The sequence below is a fragment of the bacterium genome (assembly GCA_039961635.1).
Classification (GTDB): Bacteria; 4484-113; 4484-113; order JAGGVC01; family JAGGVC01; genus JABRWB01.
The window spans coordinates 1-23,262 of record JABRWB010000067.1 but is presented as its reverse complement, the minus strand read 5'-3'; the positions used below and the strand labels follow the sequence as shown (position 1 = coordinate 23,262).

Sequence of the window (23,262 nt, the reverse complement as noted above, 5' to 3'; positions counted from 1 at the left end):
TTCATGATGGTGACCAGGCCGGAAGCCGCAGTTTCACGCGAAATAGAGCAGGCGCATGCCGACCTTCAGCGCGTGATTGAAAGCGTCGAAAGCGTGATTTTCGGCAAGCGGCGCGTCGTCGAGTACCTGCTTATCTCGATGTTGTCCGGCGGCCATGTCCTTATCGAGGACGTGCCCGGCGTCGGCAAAACGATGCTTTCCCGCGCACTCGCCAAAAGTGTGGAGCTGGACTTCAAGCGAATCCAGTTCACGCCAGACCTGCTGCCGTCCGACTTAACCGGAAACATGGTCTACAACCAGAAAACGGGCGAGTTTTACTTCAAACAGGGCCCCCTGTTCGCCAATATGGTGCTTGCGGACGAAATCAACCGCACTAGCCCGAGAACACAATCCGCTCTTCTTGAAGCGATGGAAGAACAGCAGGTGACTGTTGACGGAATCGCGCATGAACTGCCCTATCCTTTTTTTGTGATCGCCACGCAGAATCCTATCGAACACCAGGGCACCTATGCACTTCCCGAAGCCCAGCTGGACCGGTTTTTGCTTAAAGTGAGGGTTGGATATCCGGCGGACTCCGAGGAAATGGCGATACTTGAAAGCCAGCAGGTCAGGCATCCCATCGAAGACGTCACTCCCGTGATAAGTCCCGCGCGGCTAATGGAGCTTCGGGAGTTGGTCAAGACCGTGCATATCACGCAGTCGATAAGACGGTACATCGTCCGAATCGTCAACGAAACGCGCCACCATCCCGATGTGCTGGTCGGATGCAGCCCGCGCGGTTCGCTCGGCCTTGGCCGCGCCGCCCAGGCGGCCGCGGTGCTCGCGCGTCGCGACTACGTTGTACCGGACGACATACAGGAGATGGCGCCGCTTGTCCTCGGCCACAGGCTGTTTTTGCTGACGGAGTCGCAACTGGCGGGCGTTACCCCGCGCAGGATAGTGGACGACATAATTTCGCGCGTGCCCGTTCCCGCGGAGTAGGTGAGGCCGGTGATAAGCCCCGTCCTCGTTGTGCTCTTCATACTCGACATCATAATAATCGGCGTCGCGCTTTACAAAAATTATACGCCGCTGATTCCCTATTCCGTCCTCGCGCTCGCATTGCTTTTGATTTGGGCAGGCATCTGGCACCTGCTTTCAAGCAGGTGGGGCATCCAAAAGATCATGTTTTCGAAAACTTCGTTTGCGGTTATTTTTCTCGCCTTCTTCGCCGCAGGCGTAAGCATGATTTTTTCAACACACCTGCTTGTTTACACGGCCGTTTTTATTTTCACAAGTCTGGTGATCATATTTTTCTGGTCGCTCTTTTCGAGTGCCGGACTTACCGTCAGGCGGGAGCACCTGCGCGTAGCTCTGGTCGGCCAACCGATGACGATCACCATCACGCTTCGCAACGCGTCCAGATGGCCGAGATTCGCGGTCATCGGATTCGACTACTTCCCGGCAGTCAGCCGCGAGGCCGGATATCAGGAGATGTGCTTTGTCAGCATTCGCGGCGGAAGCGAAGTTCCGCTGACTTACGAGGCGGTCCCCACGCTTCGCGGCGACTGGAAAGTCGGCCCCTTCTACTTCTGGGGCGGCGATCCGTTCGGTTTTTTCAAACACGAGAGGCTTGTCGAGGAATATACCGAGCTGGTGGTCATCCCCGTGCCGTTCCGCGTCAAGCTTTCGATGTTGGACAGCGTTAGCTTGCGAGCCAAGGACGAGGCCTCCACGATTCCCCTCGCCGGTGAGTCCGTCGAGTTTCTGGGCGTGCGCGAATACAAGGAGGGGGACAGCATGCGAAAGATTCATTGGATGTCCTCCGCCAAAAATCCGAAATTAATCACCAAACAGTTCGAGCGCAACGTCGCATCCACGATGTCCTTCCTTCTCGTCAACACTCCAGAAATGAGCGCGGGCGATAACCCGGAGAAAACCCCCTTGGAGGACGCACTTAAAATAATCATTTCGCTCGCACAGGCGGCGGTGAAGCTTGGCTACCAGGTCAGCTTCACCCATCTCGGAAGCGGCGTCGAGCGCGACACCCGCGCCGGAACCGGTCAATCGTTTTTTTACGACCTGTCGCTTGTCCTCGCGAGAATTGGAAAGGGCGAACCGGTTAATCTAAGCGCGGAGCTTCCATGGATCGCGGCATCGGTGCCCGAAGGCAGCACGCTGATGGTATTTGCTCCCTCGGTTCGCCCGATTGAAAAAGAAATTTACCACCAGTTCGGAATGCGTTTCAGGCAAGTAACCGTCGTCCACTTCGACTTGGAAAGCTACAGCAAGGGAATCCAGCCTGGCCCTCTTTCACGCACTTCGGAATCGTTCGGTTTCTTCGCCTACAAAATCGCCTACGGCGACGATTTGAAACGGGTCACCGATAAGATTCTCCGGCTTGGAAGAAAGGAGGTTTCTCGTGCCGTATAAGAAACCAGGCTCGCAAGATACCTCCGCGGCCGGGATTTTCGGCGTGCCGGGCCGAATCTGGCTCTACGTTTTCACGGGCGCCGCGACGGTCTTCGGAATCCAGTTGCTTTACCTGGCAAACGACGACCTGAAGTTGAATATCGGCCTTACTTCCGCAGTCGTCGTTGGATTCGCCTTCAGCTATTTTATTTCGGCCGCATATCACAGGTTCATCGTCGTATTGCTGGACATAGCCGCGATTTCGATTTTCATCTCTTCGATCCTGAAGGTCAAGGCCAACTCGACCGCCTGGGGAACCGAGTTCGGCGTGCTTCTCGGAGTGCTTATCGCTCTCTACAGCTTCCGCGCGTTCAGCGACCGGGATCACAGGGTGATCTTGGCGGCGTGCCTGGTGATAATGCTTCTGGCAAGCGTCGCCAGCTATGACGTGAAATTGATGTTCATACTGCCGCTGTTCATATTCTGCGCGTTCGCAAGCCTGTATATCGCAAACAACATCAGCCTTTCCGAAAAGATTCCATACATGGCAAGCGAGCTTGGGGCGGCGCGCTCGATAGTTTATCTAGCCGGGAGGACCACGGCGGCCGCTTTGTTCGCCAGCGTACTTATTTATATGGTGGTGCCGCATGGCAAGGGCATCCACAACCCTCGCTTCAGAATGCCCAAAGCGTCGTTCATAAGCGAAGAGGATATGGAATCGCTCGAGGAGCCGGAAATCGAGCAGCTTAAACAAAACAGTTACAGCGGCTTTTCCGACGAATTCAATTTGTCCCGGGGCGGGGACATCGAACTCAAGAACGACCCGGTGCTTCTTGTACGCGGCACGCTTAACGACTACCTGCGCGGAAAAGTGTTCGATATTTACACGGGCACCGGATGGGAGCAGGACAAAGACGATTGGATGAAAAAACATGCGCCCGAACACAAAAGTGCCGCAATGGGGGGGCCGACGAGGGATGACAGGTATGCGAGTGTCGCAGGCGACGTCACGCTGATACCGCTCGTGGATTTTCCGTCCCCCAAACTGGAGCAGCGGTTCAGAAGGAACAATCAGGATATTTTCGTCACGCGGAACAACATTTTTTCGTCGGGGCACAATGATGAGCTAAAGTATTCCACGCAGCATCTTGAGATATCGTTTTTGAAAAACGATCTTCCCATATTCTTTTCTCCATACCAGCCATACAGAGTCGAGGACGTAAGCAGAAAAACCGGGCCTTCCGGCGACCAGGATGATTTTGTCGCGTTCGCCGAGCCCGTATCCGACGCTTACAGCATTATTAAACCGGCATCCGATGCGCAGAAGCGGTCATACTTCCCCAAAGGCCTTCAATACAAGCTTTTCGTCCTTAGGCCTTCGTTTATTCCGGCGAAGCTGAAGGATTCCTTCGACAAACCGCCCGTGGAGCTAAGGAAGCATTACACGCAACTTCCAAAGTTGGTCACCGAGAACGCGCAGCTTGTCGATCTCGCCAAAAAGGTCGCCCGCGGCAAGAATCCCGATGCAGCGGTGACTATGTACGACAAAGTACGCAATATTTACGAATTCTTCGTAAGTTCCGGCGAATTCGAGTATTCGCTTCAGTATCCGGAGCTGCCCACCAGGGATGTGTTCGTCCCGGGAACGGCGCAGACCCAACAGATTGCCGAAATGGACGCAGCCGCACACTTCGTTTTCGTCACCAAGAAAGGCTATTGCGAATATTTCGCGAACGCGTTCGCGGTTTTCTGCAGGATAAACGGCATTCCAGCCAGAATCGTCACGGGTTACGCTCCGGGCACTTACAACTTCCTGCAAAACGGATTCGTCGTCGCTTCCCGCAATGCGCATTCCTGGGCGGAGGTTTATTTCGACGGCTTCGGTTGGGTCACATTCGATCCAACGCCGGCATCGTCCGATTTCCTGTCTGCCAGCGAGATTCAAAGCTTTCTTTCGAGCGCGTTCGATTTCATCCAGAAGTTGTTCGTGATCGATCCGACGGGCGTCCAGCAGGCCATCGCCGCGTTTTTCATCCTGCTGGGGCAGCGCCTCTACGAAGTCGCGATAGACAACGAGGTCACAAGCTTTTCGATTCTCGCTTTGCTGATTGGATTCCTAATTTGGAGCTGGTGGCGGAGACTTCCGAAACGTCTCACTCCCCCCGTTCCCAAGAATGCAGTCGTATCGGCCTACTATGCGGTCGAACGAGCCCTCGCCGCCGATGGATGGATAAGGCCGGAATCGACTACAACCGGGGCTTTTCTAAATCAGATGGCGGAACGGCTCGCGGGGCTTGGGCCTTCCCTGAAGGAATTTGCGGAGCTGTATTACTACTTCGCTTACAGCGGGAAAGAGCCGTCCGCCGAGGATTCGCAGCGCGCGGAGGCAATCGCGAGAGAAGTCGGCGCATTTCTGGAAGCTCAAAGAAAAAGGCGGAACGCGCGTGGGCAGGCTATTGATAATTAACGCCGACGACTTCGGCCGCACCCGCGAAATCAGCGCGGGCATACTTAAGGCGTTCAGCGCCGGCGTCGTGCTTTCAACAACCGCGATGGCCAATTTCGCGGACGACCGCGACATCGAGGCGCTGGCGGAATCGGGAATGGCGGCGGGGCTGCACTTCAATTTGACCGCCGGCCCGCCGGTGTCCGTGGTCCCACGGGAATTTCTGAATGCCGACGGAGAATTCGACCGCGCGCGCGCGGAAAACCTGCCGCTCGAAATCGTACGCGACGAACTCGAAGCGCAATGGGATTATCTGACGGGCCGCGGCCTTCGTCCGACGCACGTTGACGGACATCACCACGTGCACAAACACGCCCGCGTTCTGGGTGTTGTAATTGAATTTGCGCTCAGGCGCGGGCTGCCCGTGCGCCCCTGCACGCCCGGAGTGCGCAGCCAGCTCGCGAAGTATGGAATTGTGCATCCGGCGGATTTTTCGGACGCGTACTACGGCGCGGGAAAAATTTCCACGGCGGATTTCCTCCGGATTTTGGAGCTTTCGAACTCGGATTCGCTTGAAGTAATGTGCCATCCGGGGCTCACCTCGGAAGAGCTTGCCGATTCAAGCAGCTATTCCGCGGAGCGTGAAACGGAACTTTCGGTTTTATCAGATCCCGCGCTCGCCGGAACAATCCAAAGCTTGGGCTGGACAATCGGGTCGTATGCCGATTTGTAATTCCGTCGGCCGCCCGGGCTATAATCCCGCCGTGCCTCCGCCCTTGCATCCGCTCGGACTCCACATCGTCCTTTGGGAGCCAGAGATTCCGCCGAATACCGGAAACATAGCGCGCACCTGCGCGTGCACCGGATGCCGGCTGCACCTGGTCGGGCCGCTTGGATTCCAGATGCGCAATCCGCATGCCCGGCGCGCAGGTTTGGACTACTGGTCGCTCGTCGAATGGAAGCGCTGGACAAGTATGGAAGAGTTGTGGGCGGCGTATCCCTCCGTTAAATTCCCTCTTCAAACGGATGAATGGAACGATCCGGCAAGGCCCAAAACAGCTTGGTTCTATTCGACCAAGGGCAAGCTATTGCCATGGCGCGCTCCCGTGCGCTCGGGGGATTTTCTAGTATTCGGCCCCGAAACGCGCGGCCTGTCGGATGAAATGCTCGAAGCCGCGAAGGATCACGTTGTCGCGTTTCCCCAAATCGAAGGAACGCGAAGCTTGAACGTGAGCAATGCGGTGGCCGCCGCTGTGTATGTTCACTTGGCCATGTTGAAAACCAAAAGCTTGGGTAAAGAGCTCGATTCACAAGAACGCGGTACCATTTGACACGAATTGCGCAAGCCGATATATGCTGAATACGGCGTAATCGCAGTGGTAAACTCGCGACGCGTCGCTGATTCGCAAGGATGCTGCGATCTTTCGCTTCCGTATCGCCTTGCATCCGGCAATGCAACGATGTGGAGATTACTTTTGGAGGTGCCTTGGTTATGATTTTCGGCGTACCCAAAGAATCCACAACGGGCGAATTCCGCGTCGGGCTGACCCCTGGCGGCGTATCCGCCCTTGTTCATCGCGGCGCGACGGTTTATGTTGAAAAGGGGGCGGGTGAAAACGCCCACTTCACCGACGCGGACTACCGCGCGGTCGGCGCGGAGATCGCCTTCAGCGCCGAGGAGGCGATCGGGCGAGCCGACGTGATCGCCAAAATCAAGCTGCCCGAAAACTCCGAGCTGGACTATTATCGCGAAGGGCAAACCATTTGCGGCTTTCTGCATTTGCCGCTGGCGGCGCGCGAAACGCTCAACAAGGTGATCGGGATCGGGCTCACCGCAATCGGTTACGAGGAAATCCGGGATGAGGACGGGCACTACCCCGTTATTTATCCCATGAGCGAGCTGTGCGGACGGATGCTTCCGCAGATTGCCGCGCGTTACCTTGAGGTCGAAAACGGCGGACGCGGAGTGTTGTTGTCCGGAACCGCCGGAATTCCCGCCGCCGAAGTGATTATCGTAGGCGCAGGCACCGTTGGGACGCATGCAGCACAGGCGTTTTACGGCATTGGCTCGCACGTGACAGTCCTTGACAAAGACATAAGAAAATTGCAGGTGCTCGACCAGCTTCTCGGCGGAAAGGTAAACACGTTGCTGGCATCCAAGTACAACATCCGCAAATGCCTGGCGTACGCAGACGTTCTGATCGGAGCAATCCATTCCCCGTTCAAACTGGCCGAGCACATTATCAGCCGCCAGATGATCAAGCTTATGCGTCCGCGCGGCGTGGCCATCGACGTCGCAATCGACCAGGGCGGCTGTTTCGAAACCAGCCGGCCGACGAATATTTTCAACCCGACCTACGTGGTGGAAGGAATTACGCACTATTGCGTCCCGAACATGACATCTTCGGTCGCGCGCACAGCTTCCCATTCGATTACGAACGCGGCTGTTCCGTTCTTTTTCGACATTCTGGAATCCGGAGGCGTCGAGCAGGCGCTTTCGAAGGGCGGCGCTCTTTCAACTGGATGTTGCATACGCGCCGGCAAAGTCTGCCATCCGCTCGTCGAAGAAATTCTGGCGGGCCGGGCAGAAGTTCACTAAAGAGGAGATTCCCACCCAATGGTTTTAAGCAGCTTGTACAAGGACAAGTTGACTACATTCGAAAAGGCCTTGATGACCGTTAAAAGCGGAAATCAAATCTATATTCATCCGGGATGCGCAACTCCGCAAAGCCTCGTCGAGGCTTTGGGCGCCAGGCGCGACGACCTTTTCGACGTCAAAATCTTCCATATCCTGACATTCGGCGCCGCGCCTTATGTCGAGGAAGGCAACGAGGGGCATTTCAGGCACATCGCATTGTTCGCCGGCTCGAATGTGCGCAAGGCAATAGCCGAGGGACGCGCTGACTGGATGCCCATTCACCTGCACGAAATTCCAAAGCTCTGGTACACGGGCAGGATCAAGCTGGATGTGGCTTTGATCCATTGCTCCCCGCCTGACGAACATGGATTCGTCAGTTTGGGCGTGGACATCGGAACGACGCTCTCCGCGGTTCGCTGCGCCCGCAAAGTGATTGCGCAGGTGAATCCTCAGATGCCCCGCACGCTGGGCGATTCCTTCGTTCATCTCTCCAAAATAAACTACATCGTAGAAGTGGACGAGCCGATTGTCGAAGTACCGCAAGCACCGGAAATGACGGACGTTTACCGGGAAATCGGCAAAGTCGTCGCCGACGAAATCGATGACGGTGCTTGCCTGCAGATGGGAATCGGCGCAATACCCGACGCCGTCCTGATGTTCCTGCGGGAAAAACGCAATTTGGGCATCCACACCGAAATGTTCTCCGACGGCGTGCAGGCGCTTTTCGAGGAAGGCGTTATCAACTGCGAAAAGAAGAACATACACACGGGCAAAATCGTCGCCAGCTTCATGATGGGGACGAGAAAGCTGTACGACTTCGTCCACAACAATCCCGTGATCGAGATGCACCCGACGGAGTACGTCAACGATCCGTTTATCATTTCGCAGAACAAGAACATGATTTCCATCAACAGCGCGATTGCGGTGGACATAACCGGCCAAATATGCAGCGATTCGATTGGAAAATCAATTTACAGCGGCTTCGGCGGCCAGGTGGATTTCGTCCGGGGCGCGACGCGCAGCGAAGGCGGCAAAGCCATAATCGCGCTGCCTTCGTTGGCAAAGGACAAGTCCCGCATCGTTCCGCACCTTGAGCCGGGAGCCGGAATCGTCACTTCGCGTGCTGACGCAGACTATGTCGCCACCGAATACGGCATCGTCCATCTTTTCGGGCTGAACCTGAGGGAAAGGGCGAAGGCGCTTATCAGCATCGCGCACCCGGATCACCGGGAAGCGCTTGAGAAAGAAGCGGCTCTCCGTAACTTGCGGATTTAGCCGAAACGCGCCGAAACCGGGCATTTTTCGGGCTTCTGTGCTAATATTTTGCGGCTGGGCCGTTGTCGGCCGTTCAGACGGATGTCTATTCAATTCGGCGTTTCCACTTTAATTGACTTTGATGTGCCATTCGAGCGCAGACTCGACCTTATTCGGGCCGCCGGAATAAGGCGGATTGCAATTTCGGACGAGCGCAAAATTCCGCTTGCCCAGCCGGATATCCTTGTTCAGGTAAAAAAGGCCATCGGCCTTCGCAAGCTATCCGTTGACCACCTGCACGGTCCCATTTCGCCCCGGCTGGATTTCACGCTGGACGATCCCGACATTACCGACGCGACGCTTGCGGTTCACCGCCAGGCTGTGCGCTCATGCGTCGAACTCGGCACCCAGTATCTCGTCGTGCACGTTTCCAGCTATCCGGATCTCGCTTTTGCAGACCTGGGGGAAGCAACAAAGCGAACGACGGGCAGGCTTTTGGACCTGATTGACTACGCCAGGCCGTACGGAGTCGAAATCGTTATCGAAAACCAGCCTTACATCTACCGCAGCCAACGGCTGATAGACAACGTAATCGAGGAGTTTCCCGCCGAAGAGCTTAAAATCTGCCTGGATACATGCCATATCCAGATCGGCAATCCGGAACCGCTTGATTTCGTCAAAAGGTGGGCTGATCACATCGTGACAACACACCTTTCGGACAGCGACGGACTGGGCGACGATCATCTTATTCCGGGAACCAACGGATTCGCCTGGCACGAGTGTATGGCGATTCTCAAGCGAGCGGGCAGGCTGCGGTGTCTGATGTTCGAGAATTCAAGCTGGGGCAGCGAGCCGTTCGAGCCGTATCTCGATCGCACGGTGGATGCGGGCAGGTGGCTCTGCGAAATGTGGGAATCCATAGACCAGCCTGTAAAAGGCGGGATTAGGCAGGTCAGGGCTGCCGGCAGAGCTTGAGCGGGAGGACGGATGAATAAAGGGCGCATCTGGAAATACGGCGACGACATCAACACGGATGTTATTTTCCCGGGAAAATACACATATACGGTTACAGATCCCGCGGAGATGGCCGCGCACGCCTTGGAGGATCTCGATTCCGCTTTCGCGGCGGGCGTAGCCAAGGGCGACATCGTCGTTGCGGGCAAGAACTTCGGATGCGGCTCCAGCCGAGAGCAGGCCGCGATTTGCCTGGTCGCAAGCGGCGTATCAGCGGTGGTCGCCAAAAGCTTCGCGCGGATTTATTTCCGGAACGCTATCAACTGCGGTCTGATGGTTATCGCGTGTCCCGCGGCGGTGGATGCGGCGGAACACGGCGGCGAAATGGAGATCGACGAAGGTTGCGGTGTTATCCGCGTTTCAAATCGCGAGTTCGCGTTTCCCCCGTTTCCGCCCCAGGTGCGCAAAATCCTGGATGCCGGCGGGTTGATTCCTTACACAAAAGCTAGAATCGCCGGCGCTGAAATTTAGTCCAGCCGCGCTGCGCTTTTTTCAGCCCCCGGCGAGCGGCCAAAAGGCAATTTCCGAATAGGACACGCCTTCGCGCGTAAAGCTGCTTTCGTACAACACGATTCGGTCCGCGCGGCTTTCGATCGGACTGAATTTTGCATATTCAAGCTTTCCGGATGCGAGCGCGCGGATGGCTTTTTCGTTCGCAGCGCTTATCCTTTCGCCGGGTCGCGGCATCCGGAATCTTCCCAAGGTCAGATGCGCCCTGAACGGGCGTTCTTCCGGCTTGCACCAGCCGCGTACGGCTTCTTCGAGCGACAAAGCGAGCCGCGCGTAAGTTTTTTCTGCTTCGCCGCCTCTTTCGCCCCTTACGAAAAGCACGCGGGGAAGCCGCGGCGGCCCGAAAAAATCAAGGCAGTCGAAAGAAATTGGCAACGCCGGAAATCCGGCCGGGATTAATCCGACGGCTTCGCGGACCGCGTCAAGCTCCGCGCTTGGGACTTCGCCCAAGAACTTAAGGGTTAAATGATAGTTCGCGGCGGGAACCCACCGGATTTCGTCGAAATCGCGAGAGGCGCGCGCGGCGATGTCCGCAACCGCTTTCCGCGCATTCCCGGAAACAGGAAGAGCGAAAAAAACTCTGCTCATTCCTTCCGGAACGCCGATTTTTCCGCCGGCGACCATATGCCGTCGAGTCCTTTACTTTCCGTTTTTCGATGCGCCGCCGTTTTCCGTTTTCGTCTTTTCTTTCACGATGTTGATCGGGATCATGAACGAGTCGTAAATCACGAAATCCATCGGGACAGTCACCTTGACCTGTTTCTCTTCATCGGTGAGCAATCCTTCCGTGGAAACGCCTTGGGCTTCGGCCTGCTGTTGCTCCGGCGTCGGCGGACGAGGAATGACAATCATCAGAAGGTTGTTCGTTTCACCTTTCTGTATCTTTTCAAGCGCCTCGTCAATCGAGAGAATTTCCGGCCCGAGTGGAAGCGGGCCGCCGCTGACCGGAAAAAGCACGGTCCCCTTTCCGCCGAACTCGTTGTAAACGCTGACCAAGCCGCCGCCGCCCTGCACGATGAGCGAAGTCGAACCTGTTGGAAAGTCGCGCGGAATCCTGATTGTAAATTCCTGCTCTATCGAATCCTTGCGGAAGGGCTGAAGCTTGACCTTGAGCCTGACGATTTCCCCCGGCACGAACTCACGCACCGTAAGATCGGGCGATGTTTTCGCACCTTCTTCCTCGATTTTCGGCGGGGCGGGCTCTCTCACTTCCTGGGTTTCCTGAACGTTCGCGCCTTGCGGTTGGGCATTGCCCTCCCCTTCGGCGGAGTTCCCGCCGGCCTCCGCGGCATGTGCAGGCGCGGCGGCAGGGGCGGCCGCGGCTTCCCCGTTCGGCGAAATAATCTCGGCCTTGTCGATGGATGCGTTGACGCGATTCTTGGTGACCTTGATATCAATCGAGAACTTCTTGATCTTGATTTCGCGATAATTGTTAAAAACAATCAACGCGGCCGTCGGCAGGGCTTCCGCGGCAAGGAAGCTTACTGCATCGTATTCGTCGTAAAAGTAATTCTCGCGCTCGAAAGGCTTTTCCAAACCATCAGCCTCGATCTTGTATGCGATGCGTATGGTTCCGCCGCCGTCGCGATCCAGGTGTTCGTAATACGATTGAAGCGTGACTGCATATACCAGCGCTTCAAACAGGGTTTTTTCACGGATTACTTTGAAATTGAACGTTCTGTCGCGCCCCCTGTCAATGTCGTTCACACGTACGGAGAGCTCGACCATATCGGGTTCAAGGCCGATCCTGCCGCCGACCGCGCTGAGCTGGTCCGTCGTAATCGTGCCGGACTGGCCGATCATGTACCCGTCCTTGAATCCGCGCATAATGTCGCCGTACGTGTAGGCAACGTATGCCTTGCCGAAAGGCATATTCGCCCTGCCGGTCGCGAACATAGGGTGGCCGAGCGCGAGCACCCGGCCCGCATCATCAATGTAGGTAAGCGTTCCAAGACCCGACAAGTCGAAATCCCCCGTCACGAGAGCGAACGATATCGCGTCTCCCGGCTGAAGCTCGGTGACGGGCGTGCGGGGCTTGAGAAATCCGAACCCCTTCGGCGTCATCCTGCTCTGCACAGGCGTAAGCTGGGAAAGAAGCGGATTGGAATTGACTATGTGTTTGATTTTTTCCAGCGCGCGAGGATTGGCGCCTCGAATCAGGAGCTCTCCTCCCAGCGGAACGGCGTACAGCGTTCCGCCGCCTTTTTTGTTCATTTTTTCGGCTTTCGCCCAATCCGTAGTCCAGATTATTTTTGGCGCGGTAGTTTCCTCGGGCACCACCATGCCCCCAGGTCCGGAAGAGAACTGGGTTGAAGCCAGCGGGAGCACGCTTTTTCCGCTCACGTCCAGCTCTTCGTCCGGCGGAAGCGCGCTCATCATGGAACGGATCGGCGTGATGCCACCCACGTGAGTGTCGGTCCCCGGAATGGCGCTCGAAACTGCGCCCGCAAGCTTACCGTTGAAGTAAACAGGGCTGCCCGAATATCCGGCTGCGATCCCGTCGGAAAAGTCCACAACCGAACCGGTCATGCGGGCGAGAATCATCGGGCCGCCGTCAATCCAGCCTTGGGGAATCACGTCGATCACTTCGACATCGAACTCGTCGATGCGCGTGCCTTCTATCACGGTTTTGCCCTTGCCCTTGAGCCCGGGGTAAATATCTTCCAGCGCGAAAAACTCCTGCGCGGAAAGCGGACGGAGCGAAGCAAGCAACGCAAGCCCGACGGCAAGAAAGAACGCCAGCTTTAATTTCATATCAACTCCATTTGAAAACAGGTTGAGTTTAGATTGCGAATCGGGCACTGTCAACCCGCCATGCGCCCCGCGTTTCGACGCAATGCGGGCTTTCTCCGTTCATTCACGCGCGCAGCGCCGCCAAAGGGAGAGGAATTGGACGGCGCGCGCTGATTCGTTGAGGAAGTACCAAAAGGGTTCCCGGCCGGCCGGCACGCCCTGTTCAAGCTCCGGCTCGCGACGGATTCCGGGCTTGGCGCGCCGACCGGGGGTAGACCCAGGTTGAAGAGAGGACCGCTTCTTCGAATCGCGTCCGCTTACCGGTCGGTCCGGGGGTGTGGACCTTGCATCCGCGAATCCGCAAAAGCAGCCGAGTAAAGGAACATGGCGGCGTCAAAGGGGAAGTTTGGCCGCCGCCGGTATATTTAACCCTGCTTCTTCAAGAATATCCAGGTGCTTTTACAACTTTTAACCTCTGTTACCAGATTTGACATGTTCAGCCCGCTGCGGGCTTCGGCGTGGTATCATCCCGCGCCCGATTCCGGGCGACGCGCATGCTTGAAACGATAATCGCACCGATTGCCGCCTGGGTGAAGGACGTGATATCCGCGACCGGTTACGTCGGCGTCGCCTTGCTCATGGCCATTGAAAGCGCGAACGTGCCTCTTCCGAGCGAGATAATCATGCCCTTCGCTGGATTTTTGGTCTGGGAAGGCGAGTTTTCGATGTGGCCGGTGGTTTTCGCCGGCGCGGTGGGCAATTTGCTGGGCAGCCTTGCAAGCTATGCGATCGGCTATTACGGGGGCAGGCCGTTTTTGGAAAAGTACGGCCGATGGTTATTCATAAAGGAGCACGAGCTTGCCGTCGCCGACCGCTTTTTCAACCGCTACGGCGAGGCGACGGTATTTTTCACCAGAAATCTTCCCATCATCCGCACCTTCATCAGCCTTCCCGCAGGAATCAGCCGGATGAATTTGTGGCGGTTCTCCGTTTTGAGCTTCATTGGCTGCATTCCATGGTGCTGGTTGTTGACCTTCGCAGGTTTTAAGGCCGGCGAAAACTGGGACAAGCTTGGAAAGTACTTCCATTTCGCGGATTACATTGTCGCGGCGGTTTTGGTGGGGCTTATAGTCTATTGGGCTGTCAAAATCCGCGGCCGCGGCAAGCCTGAGCAGTCCTGATTTGCTGATAAAATTCCGCCGTGCCCCGCTCCGGTAAGCCAAATGAAATCGATCAAAATAAACCTTTATCCGAAGGCGACGGCGCGCGGGAGCGCGTTTTTTCCGAATCGGTGAACGTGCCCGCGAAGCAAAAGGCCAAATTTCGCCTCCGTAATCCGAATCCATCGCTGTCTGTTGCAACCTGGCTGGGTGTTTTCGCGCTTCTTGCCGCCGCGAGCGGCATCATGATTCCGGTCTTCGGCAGGTGGCAGCTTTCGGATGCGGTTACTTCGGTCAACGGGGTACGGCTTCCCGCCGAAATCCGCGGAAAAAAACTCATCCGCGGCAGCTTTATAGTGGGACTGCCGAGATTTGTCGGCATTGAAAAGCCGCCGGAGACGGGCAGCGTCGAGGGCGTGGTTTACGGCGATCCCGCGCAGGGAGGCCTCGTGCTTTTTTCGTTGCCTGGCGAAAGCGAAAAAAACTTATCCGATTTCCTGAAGCGGATTCTTGGCGAAGTCGGCGAGGACGAACCTTATATTAGCTACCCGGCGGATGTCGAGTTGGCCAAGCGCGCAGCATTGACCGCTTCGGGAAAAACCTCGAAAATCCGGTTCGTCAGGGAGATGGCCAAATCCGATGCGCCCGCAAAAGGCGGTGACGCCGAATCTGCGCTCGCCGTTTTCGGCGTTTGCATAAAAACCGGAGGCAGGATTTGGGCGATAAGAGCGATTGCGCCCGGCACCGAATCCGCCGCTCTCCGCCGCGAAACCGAGGCCGCATTCTCGGAATTGCTTGAATGGATCGACTCGAATATTTCCGAATAGTTCGTTTTAAGCGTGCAGGAAGTGCACCGCGACGAGCGGCCTGGTTAAGTCAACGATTGCGGCGCGCATCTCAAGCAACGCTCCCGGATTGATGAAGTGCGTGCCCTTGTAAACGTCTATTCCCCAGTCATCGTGGATATGCCCGGAAAGCACAACCCACGGACGGGCGGAATTGAGCAGGCTTCTAAAGCTCTTAACTCCCATATGCTCTCCGGAAGGCACCCGGTCGCGAAAACCGTACACCGGCGCGTGAAGGCACCATACGTCTCCAGGCGCGACAAGGGAAGATATCGACGCGGCCATCGAATCGTCGTCCTCTTCAAACACCGTATTGAACGGCGTAGGATTGGAGCCGCCGCGCCCGACGAATTTCACGCCTCCGAATTCGAAAAAATTTTCGTGAAGCGAAACCGCGCCGGATTTGGCTATGTCCGGAAGGTTTTCACGCGGGTCGTTGTTGCCCGGTATGACCAAAACCGGGATATTCGCGGAAACCAAACTTCGCAGCGTTTCACGCGCGAAGCTGGCCGGACGCGTCGAAATTATGTCGCCCAGATGAATCACGATGTCGGGCGAGTACTCCCGAATCAGCGTGTGCACCCATAACAGACCCTGCTCGCTGTTGTGCTGATCGCTGATTACGAGCAGGCGAAGGCGCTCGGAATTGAACAAAGCGGATTGATCCACGAAGTTATTTTAGCATCGCGGGCTGCCTGCAACGGGTTCATTCAAACAATGGCGTTCAGACAATTTCGTCAATCTTGCCTTGCCTGATTTCCGGCGGCGGGTGAATTGGGGAAGGTGCATCTTCACCCTCCGCGTTTTCCGGCCTTTCGATTTCGCCTTCGGCTTCAACTCCGTCCGAGTCCGCTACCGCATTGAAGTTGTGAATCGTCCGAAGCCTGATATCCACGATATCGGGCGGAAGCTCGGACGCTATGCCGCCAGAAGGTGTCTGTTCGCGGGCGTCTTGCGATTCGCTCCGCCGTTTTTCCTCGCGCTCACGTTCCTCGCGTTCCTTTTCGAGAAACTCCCGGAACTCCTCCTCGGTATCGCGCCTGCGGCGCTGGCCGTATCCAGCGGGATCGACGCGGTAGGCTCTGTCAATTCTGTCGATACCGTCCATGCTCGCTTCGCCTTCCCGACTCTATTTATCGGCAGCGACCGCCGCGCGCTTGACCAATTCGCCGACGAAGCCCGCCTCCGCAATCGCGAACGACCATCCGAGATTCTCCGACGAGGCTCGAACCATCGCTTCCGATATTCGTTCGACGCCCGCCGGATACCCCAAATCCCACAGCCCCGCGACGAACCCCTCATGCGGCACGCCGGGCCTGTTGGGCGGGACAGGCAGGTACCGGCTCATCCGCGCGGTTTCCGCTCGAAGCAGAATCGTCCCGTGGTGAAGCACCGCGCGGCTCTTGACGCGGGCCGCGTTGCCCGAAATTTTCATGCCGTCGACGACCAAATCGCTGATTCCCTTGCGCGCCGCGGCGATGTCCAGATGCGCAAGCGCCCTTGCGACAATCGCCAAGAAAAAAGAAGGGGCATCTTTTACCGAAAGCCCAAACAGGTCGGCGCGCTGCACGAAAAAGCTGTAATTCAAGTTGCAAGGATGATGTATTACCGCCCCCCCTCCCGAATCTCGATGGAACCACGGCACCCCGTCCGCATCCAACGCGTCGGAATTTATCCAATCATCCGGATTGTTGTTGCGGCCGAGAACCGCGCACCAGCCGTTGATCCATATCCGCAAAACCGGCCCGCACTCTTCCCGCTGCACGGCGTCAAGGATTCTCTCTTCAAGCTCGACCGCCTCGCGCGGTGCAAGTCCGGCCGGGCCGTGCAGCAAGCGCGCGCGCTTCACGCTCCACCCTTCGCGGCAACACCGCCGCGTTCTTCGCCGCGTTTTCCGCCTCGAAAGCGCGCAATCGCCTTCCAAGCGAGTACAAATGCGAAAACGAGCAACGCGGCCGCAAGAACCGGTGCGAAAACCGCCAGCGCGGAGCCGGCAAGCGCGGCAATGTCTTCGACGACGGAAAGGAAAACGTTGCCGAGCCCGGCCGTAACCGCGGTCGACGCCATCCTCAACCCCGCCTTGCCTATGTGGACCGCCGCGGCCGTCCCGCCGCCCGCGACCAGACCAACTATGGCGGCAAGCAGCGGGTCCCAATCCCTGATCACGCCCGCCACTATCAACGTAGCCGCTATCGGCTTCACATAAGAGCCGATCGCGTCGAGTATGTTGTCCACCACCGGAAACTTATCCGATATGATTTCCAGCAAAACGGCACATCCGAACGCTGTCGCCGCAACGGGCGAGCCAAGCCAATCGAATGCCTGATTGAGTTCCACCCATCCAAATAGGGCGGAAACGGAAAGAACGAACAAAGGAAGAAACGCGCGAAGACCGCATGCCGCGGAAAGCGAAATCCCCATCAACAAGGAGAAAACGTAATCTAGCCACACGCCAAATAGAGTATATCAGAGGCAAACGGGAGGCAAAGTGCCAAAGAAAATGGCACGCAGACGCACATTGTTCCAACATTCACAAAATTGAAAATCAGTTTTATTGCCTTCTGTGCGGACGCTTGAAAGTACGATCCAAGCCGCAAAACCGGCTTAACGGGGCATAAAATGACCCATCGTTCGGAGCGTACCGGGCACGAAAACCGGATTCGTCGCCATTCAGTCGGCATCCGCTGTTGATTCATTTATCAAACCGGAATCAAAATAAAGAAATGCTTGTAATACCGCTCACAACGTGATAGATTGTTCATCGCGGAAAAGGGCTTCCCGACCGGCCGTTCCGCATCGAAACTTGATGGTTTCCTTATAATTTGCAAACAATTCAGGTCGAAATTGTAGTTCCGATTAGGGTAATTCTTTTAGTACTTAAGGAGCGTGCAGATGGAGAGGTGTTCAAGGTTGATCTTCCTCGCACTGGCTGGGCTCGCGTTCCTGCTCGCGTCATGCAACGAAGGCGGAGCGGGATTCGTGACGGTCAAGTCTGGCACGGCAAAAATGCCGGGCCAGGCCAAAACCAGCTCCGGCCTCGAGGTAACAATCGCGAATTGGGCGGGCGGCATCGTTACGATTTCGGACTTCCTCGAAGATGACGCCGCGCAAATCGCACCATTCGGAGACCGTGTGATTGCCGGCAAGGGATTCATTTGGATTCCCGGCGGTTCGACAACCACGGAAACGGTCTTTAAATTTCCTGTCAGCGGCTACGCGAACGGCGCCACGCTTGATCTCTACTTCTTCGACGTGGAGAACCAGCGCTGGATTTCTTTCGCCGGAGTGGAAGCCGTGGTCACGGACAACCTGGCGATAGTGACGTTCCCCAACGGAGCGTCCGGCCTGGGCGGAAATTTTGCTGTGCTCGATTAATGTGATTACCAGCTAAGAGAGGACCGAACGATGAACAGATTTATTGCGTTTTTTGCAGCGGTTGCTCTTGCGGTCGGCCTGTCCGCGGGGCTGGCATTCGCGCAGAGCAACAACACCTTCCCGCCAAGCGACCTTCCGCAGGACCACTGGGCGTGGCAGGCCGTGAAGTACATGATGGAAACGGGCATTCTTGAGGGTTACCCCGGAAACGAATACCGCGGCAACCAGACGATGACCCGCTACGAGTTTTCAGTCGCGCTAAACCGCGTGATCCTTTGGATTGAAGGAACTTACGGCGATGCGATGGGAGCCGATGTCAAGGCAACGATCGACGCACTCGAGGCCGAATTCAGCGACGAACTCGCGGAAATCAGAAACCAGGTGGAAGCGAACACTCAGGATATATCTTCCCTCAAAGGTTCGATGGACGCGATGGGCGAACGCGTGACCGGTCTCGAAAAGAAGATCGGCAACATCGCTTGGAAGGGCGATTTCCGCTATCGCTGGGCATACACCGATACCGAGGCGGGTGATACCGAACGATTCTTTGAGAGGATGCGGTTGAGGCTGTCTTTCTCCGCCCCCATCGTCGAGAACATGCTCGATTTCAAGGGCAGGCTCGCGACCGGGCCGGGAGGCGTGAGCACCAACCAGACGTTCGACAGCTACAACACGAACTATCCGTTCGGCTTGGATCTTGCCTACCTTGAATACAAGGCCGAATGGCTGCCCGTAAAGAACACTTGGTACTTCGGCCGCTTCCCCAACTTCCTGATGGGTCACCAGGCCAGCGGAATAGTCTGGGACAGCGACATCAACTTTGACGGCACGGGCCAGCACTTCGAATTCCCGTTCTACGGCGGCGACTATCAGTTCAACGCGATTCAATCGATTTTGAACGAGTATTCCGGCGCGGCGGTCGAGGACGACGAGTGGATGATCGGATGGCAGCTGGGCGCAAAGAATTTCTACATTCCCAACTTCAACTGGTACGCAGGCTATTACCACTACCAGAATCTTGTAGGCGGCGGATTCAACTTCAACGCGGACGGCTACATGGGCAACACCGCGGGCGGCGCGGTGGACGTCAACCTTGACGGCGCGATCAACAATTTCGATTCGATTGCAACCAAGTACGACGTGCTCAACATCGGCGGCGACTACACCTTCAACATGTCCGAGGGCGGCCAGCCGATTATGATCCATGCCGATTACGTTGCCAACCTGAATCCCGAAATTCCTTTCTCCACAGACACCCGCCTTTCGATCGACGACGACGACCACTGGGGAATGCTCGCTGGCTTCCGTTACGGCGCGGCCAAGACCAAGGGCACATGGGACTTCGGCTACTACTACAAGAACGTCGGCGCGACCGCGGTCGTGGGGGCGTTCTCGGATGCGGATGATTACGGTTCAAACGTAATCGCTCACAACATTTATTTCGACTACGCGCTCGCGGACAACACGATGTTCACGCTCGAGTACATTCTCCACGACCTCAAGAACGACTTCGGCTATCTGCCGGATGACACCCGCAACATTCTGTATGCGGACATCGTTGTGAAATTCTAAGATTCCCTTTCCGATTTGTTTGGCAGGCGGGCCTCCGGGCCCGCCTTTTTTTTTCGCGGGCCGTCGAAAAAATGTTAATATTCTGATTTTACTTCAGGAGGTACACAGATGGGCGATCTTGTTTACGAAATAAAGGGGACGGTTCACCAGGCCGTGCAGATCTCGCTCGAAGAGGGCAGGCGCGTCTTTTCCGAAACGGGCGGCATGCTCTGGATGGACACGAACATAGAAATGGACACGTCGATGCCCGGCGGCGGCAAGGGCGGGCTGCTCGGCGCAATCGGCGGCGCCCTCACCCGTGCGGTTGCGGGCGAAAGCGTTTTCCTTAATTACTTCACAGCGAAGGGCGGCCCCGGCCGCGTCACCTTCGCCTCAAGCTTTCTCGGCACCGTCATTCCGAAAAAACTCGAAGCCGGCAAGTCCATTTTCGCCCAACGCGGCGCATTCCTCTGCGCGGAGGACACATGCCAGCTGAAGGTCGAGTTCACGAAAAAGCTCGGCGCTGGGCTGTTCGGCGGCGAGGGCTTCATCCTCCAGCGCATAACCGGCCCCGGCACCTGCTTTTTGGAAATTGACGGCGAGTCCACGCATCTCGATCTTGAAGCCGGGCAAACTATCAAGCTGGACGCCGGCCACCTTGCCGCGTTCGAGGAGACGGTTTCTTACAACATCGAGTTCCAGAAGAACATCAAGAACCTGCTCCTTTCGGGCGAGGGATTCGCTTTCGCAGTCCTCACGGGCCCCGGCAGGGTGTGGCTGCAGCACCAGACGATGAGCGGACTCGCCGCGCTCCTCAAGCCGTTTTTCCCGGACAAGGCGAATTAGTCTATCCAGGGACAGGGCATCCGGGGCTGGAGCATTTGTCCTTTGGGAATCAAAATCTGTTGCGTCCTTGCGTATCGCGACGGCCGGAAAGCCTGTGGCGCCGAAGGGTGCGCGATGCGTTTATCGCCCGTATCGCGTGGTAGCACTCTATGATGGACGCGCTGCGACTTTTCACGCTTCAACATGACCTGTGGGACGTCTGGCGGGAAGAGCGGCCGGGGGAGCCGTTCACGATAAGCGAAGCGCATCCGGAGCCGATGATCGAGGACTTAGTCCACGAACACAACGGGGAGCATCCCTTGAACGAAATCGAGCTCTGGCACGAGGGGGGCGCCATCTACATCTCGTTCTGGGGACGAGAAAAGCTTCTTTCCTGGTACCGCGAGCGTATCAGGAAAACAGCAGCCGCCGGAAGCGTCAGCCGGACTTGAAAGTGCCGTACGGCAGGACGGTACCCGCATCGCCGCAGGATTCGCCCTGCCCGACTAGCGCGCCGCAGACATGCTCGACTATCGCCTTCGCCGCTTCAAGCTCCTCGACAACCACCACGTTCGCCCCGAGTTTCAGCAGCCGCTCGACACTGGCCTTGTACCGTGTGCGTACAATAACGGGTACGTCCTTTCGCAAATCGCGCGCGGCCTTGATGGCGCGACCGACCGCGGCGTCGTCGCTGACGATAATCGCCAGCGCGCGCGCATGCTCTATCCCCGCAAGCGTCAGCGCCTCGCGGCTGGTCACGTCAGCGTAAATCACCGGCTCGCCATGCTTGCGCAAGTCGCGCACCGTTTCCGCATTCAACTCCAGGCCGACGTAGGGAATGCCCGCGACTTTTAGAACTTCCACCAGCATCCGGCCCGACGGCCCCTGGCCGGCGACTATCACGTGTCCGCGTTCGCCCGAATACTCCGCTTCCGGCTCGTCCTTCGTCCGGATGCCGGCCGCGAGTTCCAGATTCCGCAGCAGGCGCTCGCCGGCCGCGATGCGCGGCGCCACCTTGATGACGAGCGGCGTGAGAAACATCGTCACGACGCCGGCGACGACAATCACCGAGCGCTCCTCGGCGGTCGCGAGGTTCGATTTCATCCCGACGTCGAGCAGGACATAACCGAATTCTCCGAATTGAGCGAGGCCTAGGCCGGTAAGGATCGCGACGCGCGCCGGAAACCGCAAAAGCAGCGCGCCGATCGCGGCTATCGCGCTTTTGCCCAGCACGAGCGCGAGAAAAAGCCCCGCAACCGGCCCGGCGTAATTTACGAGTATTCGCCAATCGAACAGCATCCCCATCAGCGCGAAAAACACGCTGGTCAACAAATCCCGCAGAGGAAGAACTTCTGCCAGCGCGCGGTGTGCGAACTCGCTTTCTGCAAGAACTATGCCCGCGAGGAACGCGCCCAGCGCGGGCGACAGCCCCGCCGCGACGCTGAGCCATGCAGCGCCCAGGCCGAGAATGAGCACGGAAAGCAGAAAAACTTCGCGGCTTTTGGTCGCGGAAACCAGCCGCATCATCCCCGGAATCAAATACTTCGCGGCAATCACCGCTACGGCGACCAAAGCCGCGCCTTTGAGAACGAGAAACATCGCCTCGACAGCGCCCGCGCCGCCCGCTTTGCCCGAAAGCATCGGAATAAGTACGATCATCGGGATGACCGCGAGATCCTGGACGATTAGAGTCGCGACGACCAGCCTGCCGTGTGGCGCGTCCACCTCGCCGCGCTCGTCCAGCAGGCGCAAAACTATCGCGGTGCTCGACAGCGCGAACACCATCCCGAAAAAGAACGCCTTGCCGGGGGAAAAACCGAGCGCGACCGCCCCGGCCGCGACCGCGCCGACCGTCGCGGCAACCTGCAGCAAACCCGAAAGAACGGCTTTGCCGCCGATTCGACCGACGCGTTCAAGGGAGAATTCGAGACCGATGGTGAACAAAAGCAGCACCACGCCCAGGTGCGCAAGCATTTCGATGGTCGCGGACTCGCCCACGAGACGCAAACCATGCGGGCCGACGATCGCGCCCGCGGCAATCACTCCGGCTATCACCGGGAACCTCAAGCGCGAAAGCAGCGACGCGACAAGCACGGCGGCAATCGCAACTATCAACAGCTCGCCAACGATCGGAACCTGGGGCAATGCGAATCCTTACGGAAAATTAAGCGGTGCCCAAAGCGCCCGCCCTGCCGGAATAATACATCACGAGTGCCGGCAATAGCGGCGCGCGCGCCGCGCCTTAGGGAGTGCTCCGGGAAGCGCGGCCTTCAGGCCGCGGCATTCAATCCCAGTCGGGGGCAGGTAAAGGTATCCAAAGCTCTTCAAAAGTAGTCTCTCCCCAATAATATCCCAGGTACGCCGCGTCCTTCTCGGTCACGATTCCATCGCCGTCGGGGTCGAGGAACGAGGGGACGGGAACGGGCTGGCCGCTCCTGTCCGGCGAGAACCAGTCCATCACCCCGTCGTCGTTTGCGTCCATCTTCATCGCCAGGATGCTCATCTGCGAGCCTTTGGGCA

Annotated in this window: 23 protein-coding genes; 15 read left to right on the top strand and 8 right to left on the bottom strand. The window is 57.3% G+C overall.

Annotated features, from left to right (window positions below; all coding sequences use genetic code 11):
- The first annotated feature begins 6 nt into the window (after window positions 1–6).
- From HRF49_10420 to HRF49_10380, 9 genes are all read left to right on the top strand, one after another.
- On the top strand, window positions 7–981 hold the full coding sequence (locus HRF49_10420; protein MEP0815062.1) for a MoxR family ATPase: 975 nt from the start codon (window positions 7–9) through the stop codon (window positions 979–981).
- Entirely contained in the window at window positions 982–2,412 is a 1,431-nt protein-coding gene (locus HRF49_10415) for a DUF58 domain-containing protein (protein ID MEP0815061.1), read from the top strand.
- On the top strand, window positions 2,402–4,858 hold the full coding sequence (locus HRF49_10410) for a DUF3488 domain-containing protein (GenBank protein ID MEP0815060.1): 2,457 nt from the start codon (window positions 2,402–2,404) through the stop codon (window positions 4,856–4,858). Before HRF49_10415 ends, HRF49_10410 begins: the two co-directional genes overlap by 11 nt.
- A complete protein-coding gene (locus tag HRF49_10405) occupies window positions 4,836–5,570 on the top strand; it encodes a ChbG/HpnK family deacetylase (GenBank protein ID MEP0815059.1) in 735 nt (244 codons plus the stop codon). Before HRF49_10410 ends, HRF49_10405 begins: the two co-directional genes overlap by 23 nt.
- Window positions 5,557–6,168, top strand: coding sequence for a tRNA (cytidine(34)-2'-O)-methyltransferase (locus HRF49_10400; protein MEP0815058.1), 612 nt, complete (start codon window positions 5,557–5,559; stop codon window positions 6,166–6,168). Before HRF49_10405 ends, HRF49_10400 begins: the two co-directional genes overlap by 14 nt.
- A 161-nt stretch (window positions 6,169–6,329) precedes the next feature.
- Window positions 6,330–7,436: an alanine dehydrogenase gene (locus tag HRF49_10395; GenBank protein ID MEP0815057.1), complete on the top strand. Its 1,107-nt coding sequence runs from the start codon at window positions 6,330–6,332 to the stop codon at window positions 7,434–7,436.
- Window positions 7,437–7,454: 18 nt separating this feature from the next.
- Complete coding sequence (locus HRF49_10390; protein MEP0815056.1) at window positions 7,455–8,750, top strand: acetyl-CoA hydrolase/transferase family protein; 1,296 nt, start codon at window positions 7,455–7,457, stop codon at window positions 8,748–8,750.
- A gap of 81 nt (window positions 8,751–8,831) precedes the next feature.
- The gene (locus HRF49_10385; GenBank protein MEP0815055.1) at window positions 8,832–9,704 is read left to right on the top strand and encodes a sugar phosphate isomerase/epimerase; all 873 of its coding nucleotides are present in this window, start codon (window positions 8,832–8,834) and stop codon (window positions 9,702–9,704) included.
- Between the two features lie 12 nt (window positions 9,705–9,716).
- Entirely contained in the window at window positions 9,717–10,214 is a 498-nt protein-coding gene (locus HRF49_10380; GenBank protein ID MEP0815054.1) for a 3-isopropylmalate dehydratase, read from the top strand.
- Window positions 10,215–10,235: 21 nt separating this feature from the next.
- Here HRF49_10380 and thpR read toward each other — a convergent pair whose 3' ends face one another.
- Together thpR and HRF49_10370 are read right to left on the bottom strand one after the other, a co-directional pair.
- On the bottom strand, window positions 10,236–10,841 hold the full coding sequence (gene thpR, locus HRF49_10375; protein ID MEP0815053.1) for an RNA 2',3'-cyclic phosphodiesterase: 606 nt from the start codon (window positions 10,839–10,841) through the stop codon (window positions 10,236–10,238).
- A gap of 51 nt (window positions 10,842–10,892) precedes the next feature.
- Complete coding sequence (locus tag HRF49_10370; GenBank protein ID MEP0815052.1) at window positions 10,893–13,007, bottom strand: hypothetical protein; 2,115 nt, start codon at window positions 13,005–13,007, stop codon at window positions 10,893–10,895.
- 533 nt (window positions 13,008–13,540) lie between these two features.
- Between HRF49_10370 and HRF49_10365 the strand changes: the two genes are divergently transcribed.
- Window positions 13,541–14,167, top strand: a complete 627-nt coding sequence (locus HRF49_10365) for a DedA family protein (GenBank protein MEP0815051.1) — start codon at window positions 13,541–13,543, stop codon at window positions 14,165–14,167.
- 20 nt (window positions 14,168–14,187) lie between these two features.
- Window positions 14,188–14,973, top strand: coding sequence for a hypothetical protein (locus HRF49_10360; protein MEP0815050.1), 786 nt, complete (start codon window positions 14,188–14,190; stop codon window positions 14,971–14,973).
- Between the two features lie 6 nt (window positions 14,974–14,979).
- Here HRF49_10360 and HRF49_10355 read toward each other — a convergent pair whose 3' ends face one another.
- From HRF49_10355 to HRF49_10340, 4 genes are read right to left on the bottom strand one after another with little or no spacing between them, the layout of a single operon-like run.
- Window positions 14,980–15,660 (bottom strand): metallophosphoesterase family protein, encoded by a 681-nt coding sequence (locus HRF49_10355; protein ID MEP0815049.1) that lies wholly within the window; start codon window positions 15,658–15,660, stop codon window positions 14,980–14,982.
- Between the two features lie 55 nt (window positions 15,661–15,715).
- Window positions 15,716–16,099 carry a hypothetical protein gene (locus HRF49_10350; protein MEP0815048.1) on the bottom strand — a complete coding sequence of 128 codons (384 nt, stop codon included), beginning with the start codon at window positions 16,097–16,099 and terminating at the stop codon, window positions 15,716–15,718.
- A 21-nt stretch (window positions 16,100–16,120) separates the two neighbouring features.
- On the bottom strand, window positions 16,121–16,840 hold the full coding sequence (locus HRF49_10345; protein ID MEP0815047.1) for a lipoate--protein ligase family protein: 720 nt from the start codon (window positions 16,838–16,840) through the stop codon (window positions 16,121–16,123).
- The gene (locus tag HRF49_10340) at window positions 16,837–17,442 is read right to left on the bottom strand and encodes a DUF4126 domain-containing protein (GenBank protein ID MEP0815046.1); all 606 of its coding nucleotides are present in this window, start codon (window positions 17,440–17,442) and stop codon (window positions 16,837–16,839) included. The genes HRF49_10345 and HRF49_10340 overlap by 4 nt, the downstream gene beginning before the upstream one ends.
- Window positions 17,443–17,883: 441 nt before the next feature.
- Here HRF49_10340 and HRF49_10335 point away from each other — a divergent pair, with 441 nt between their 5' ends.
- From HRF49_10335 to HRF49_10320, 4 genes are all read left to right on the top strand, one after another.
- Complete coding sequence (locus tag HRF49_10335) at window positions 17,884–18,366, top strand: hypothetical protein (protein MEP0815045.1); 483 nt, start codon at window positions 17,884–17,886, stop codon at window positions 18,364–18,366.
- Window positions 18,367–18,396: 30 nt separating this feature from the next.
- Complete coding sequence (locus HRF49_10330; protein MEP0815044.1) at window positions 18,397–19,938, top strand: putative porin; 1,542 nt, start codon at window positions 18,397–18,399, stop codon at window positions 19,936–19,938.
- 108 nt (window positions 19,939–20,046) lie between these two features.
- Window positions 20,047–20,763, top strand: a complete 717-nt coding sequence (locus HRF49_10325) for a TIGR00266 family protein (protein MEP0815043.1) — start codon at window positions 20,047–20,049, stop codon at window positions 20,761–20,763.
- Window positions 20,764–20,912: 149 nt separating this feature from the next.
- Entirely contained in the window at window positions 20,913–21,194 is a 282-nt protein-coding gene (locus HRF49_10320) for a hypothetical protein (GenBank protein MEP0815042.1), read from the top strand.
- Here HRF49_10320 and HRF49_10315 read toward each other — a convergent pair.
- Both HRF49_10315 and HRF49_10310 read right to left on the bottom strand, forming a co-directional pair.
- Window positions 21,181–22,887, bottom strand: coding sequence for a cation:proton antiporter (locus tag HRF49_10315; protein MEP0815041.1), 1,707 nt, complete (start codon window positions 22,885–22,887; stop codon window positions 21,181–21,183). The two genes, HRF49_10320 and HRF49_10315, sit on opposite strands and share 14 nt — an antisense overlap.
- Window positions 22,888–23,026: 139 nt before the next feature.
- The coding region (locus tag HRF49_10310) for a hypothetical protein (GenBank protein ID MEP0815040.1) at window positions 23,027–23,262 on the bottom strand (236 nt) is incomplete at its 5' end.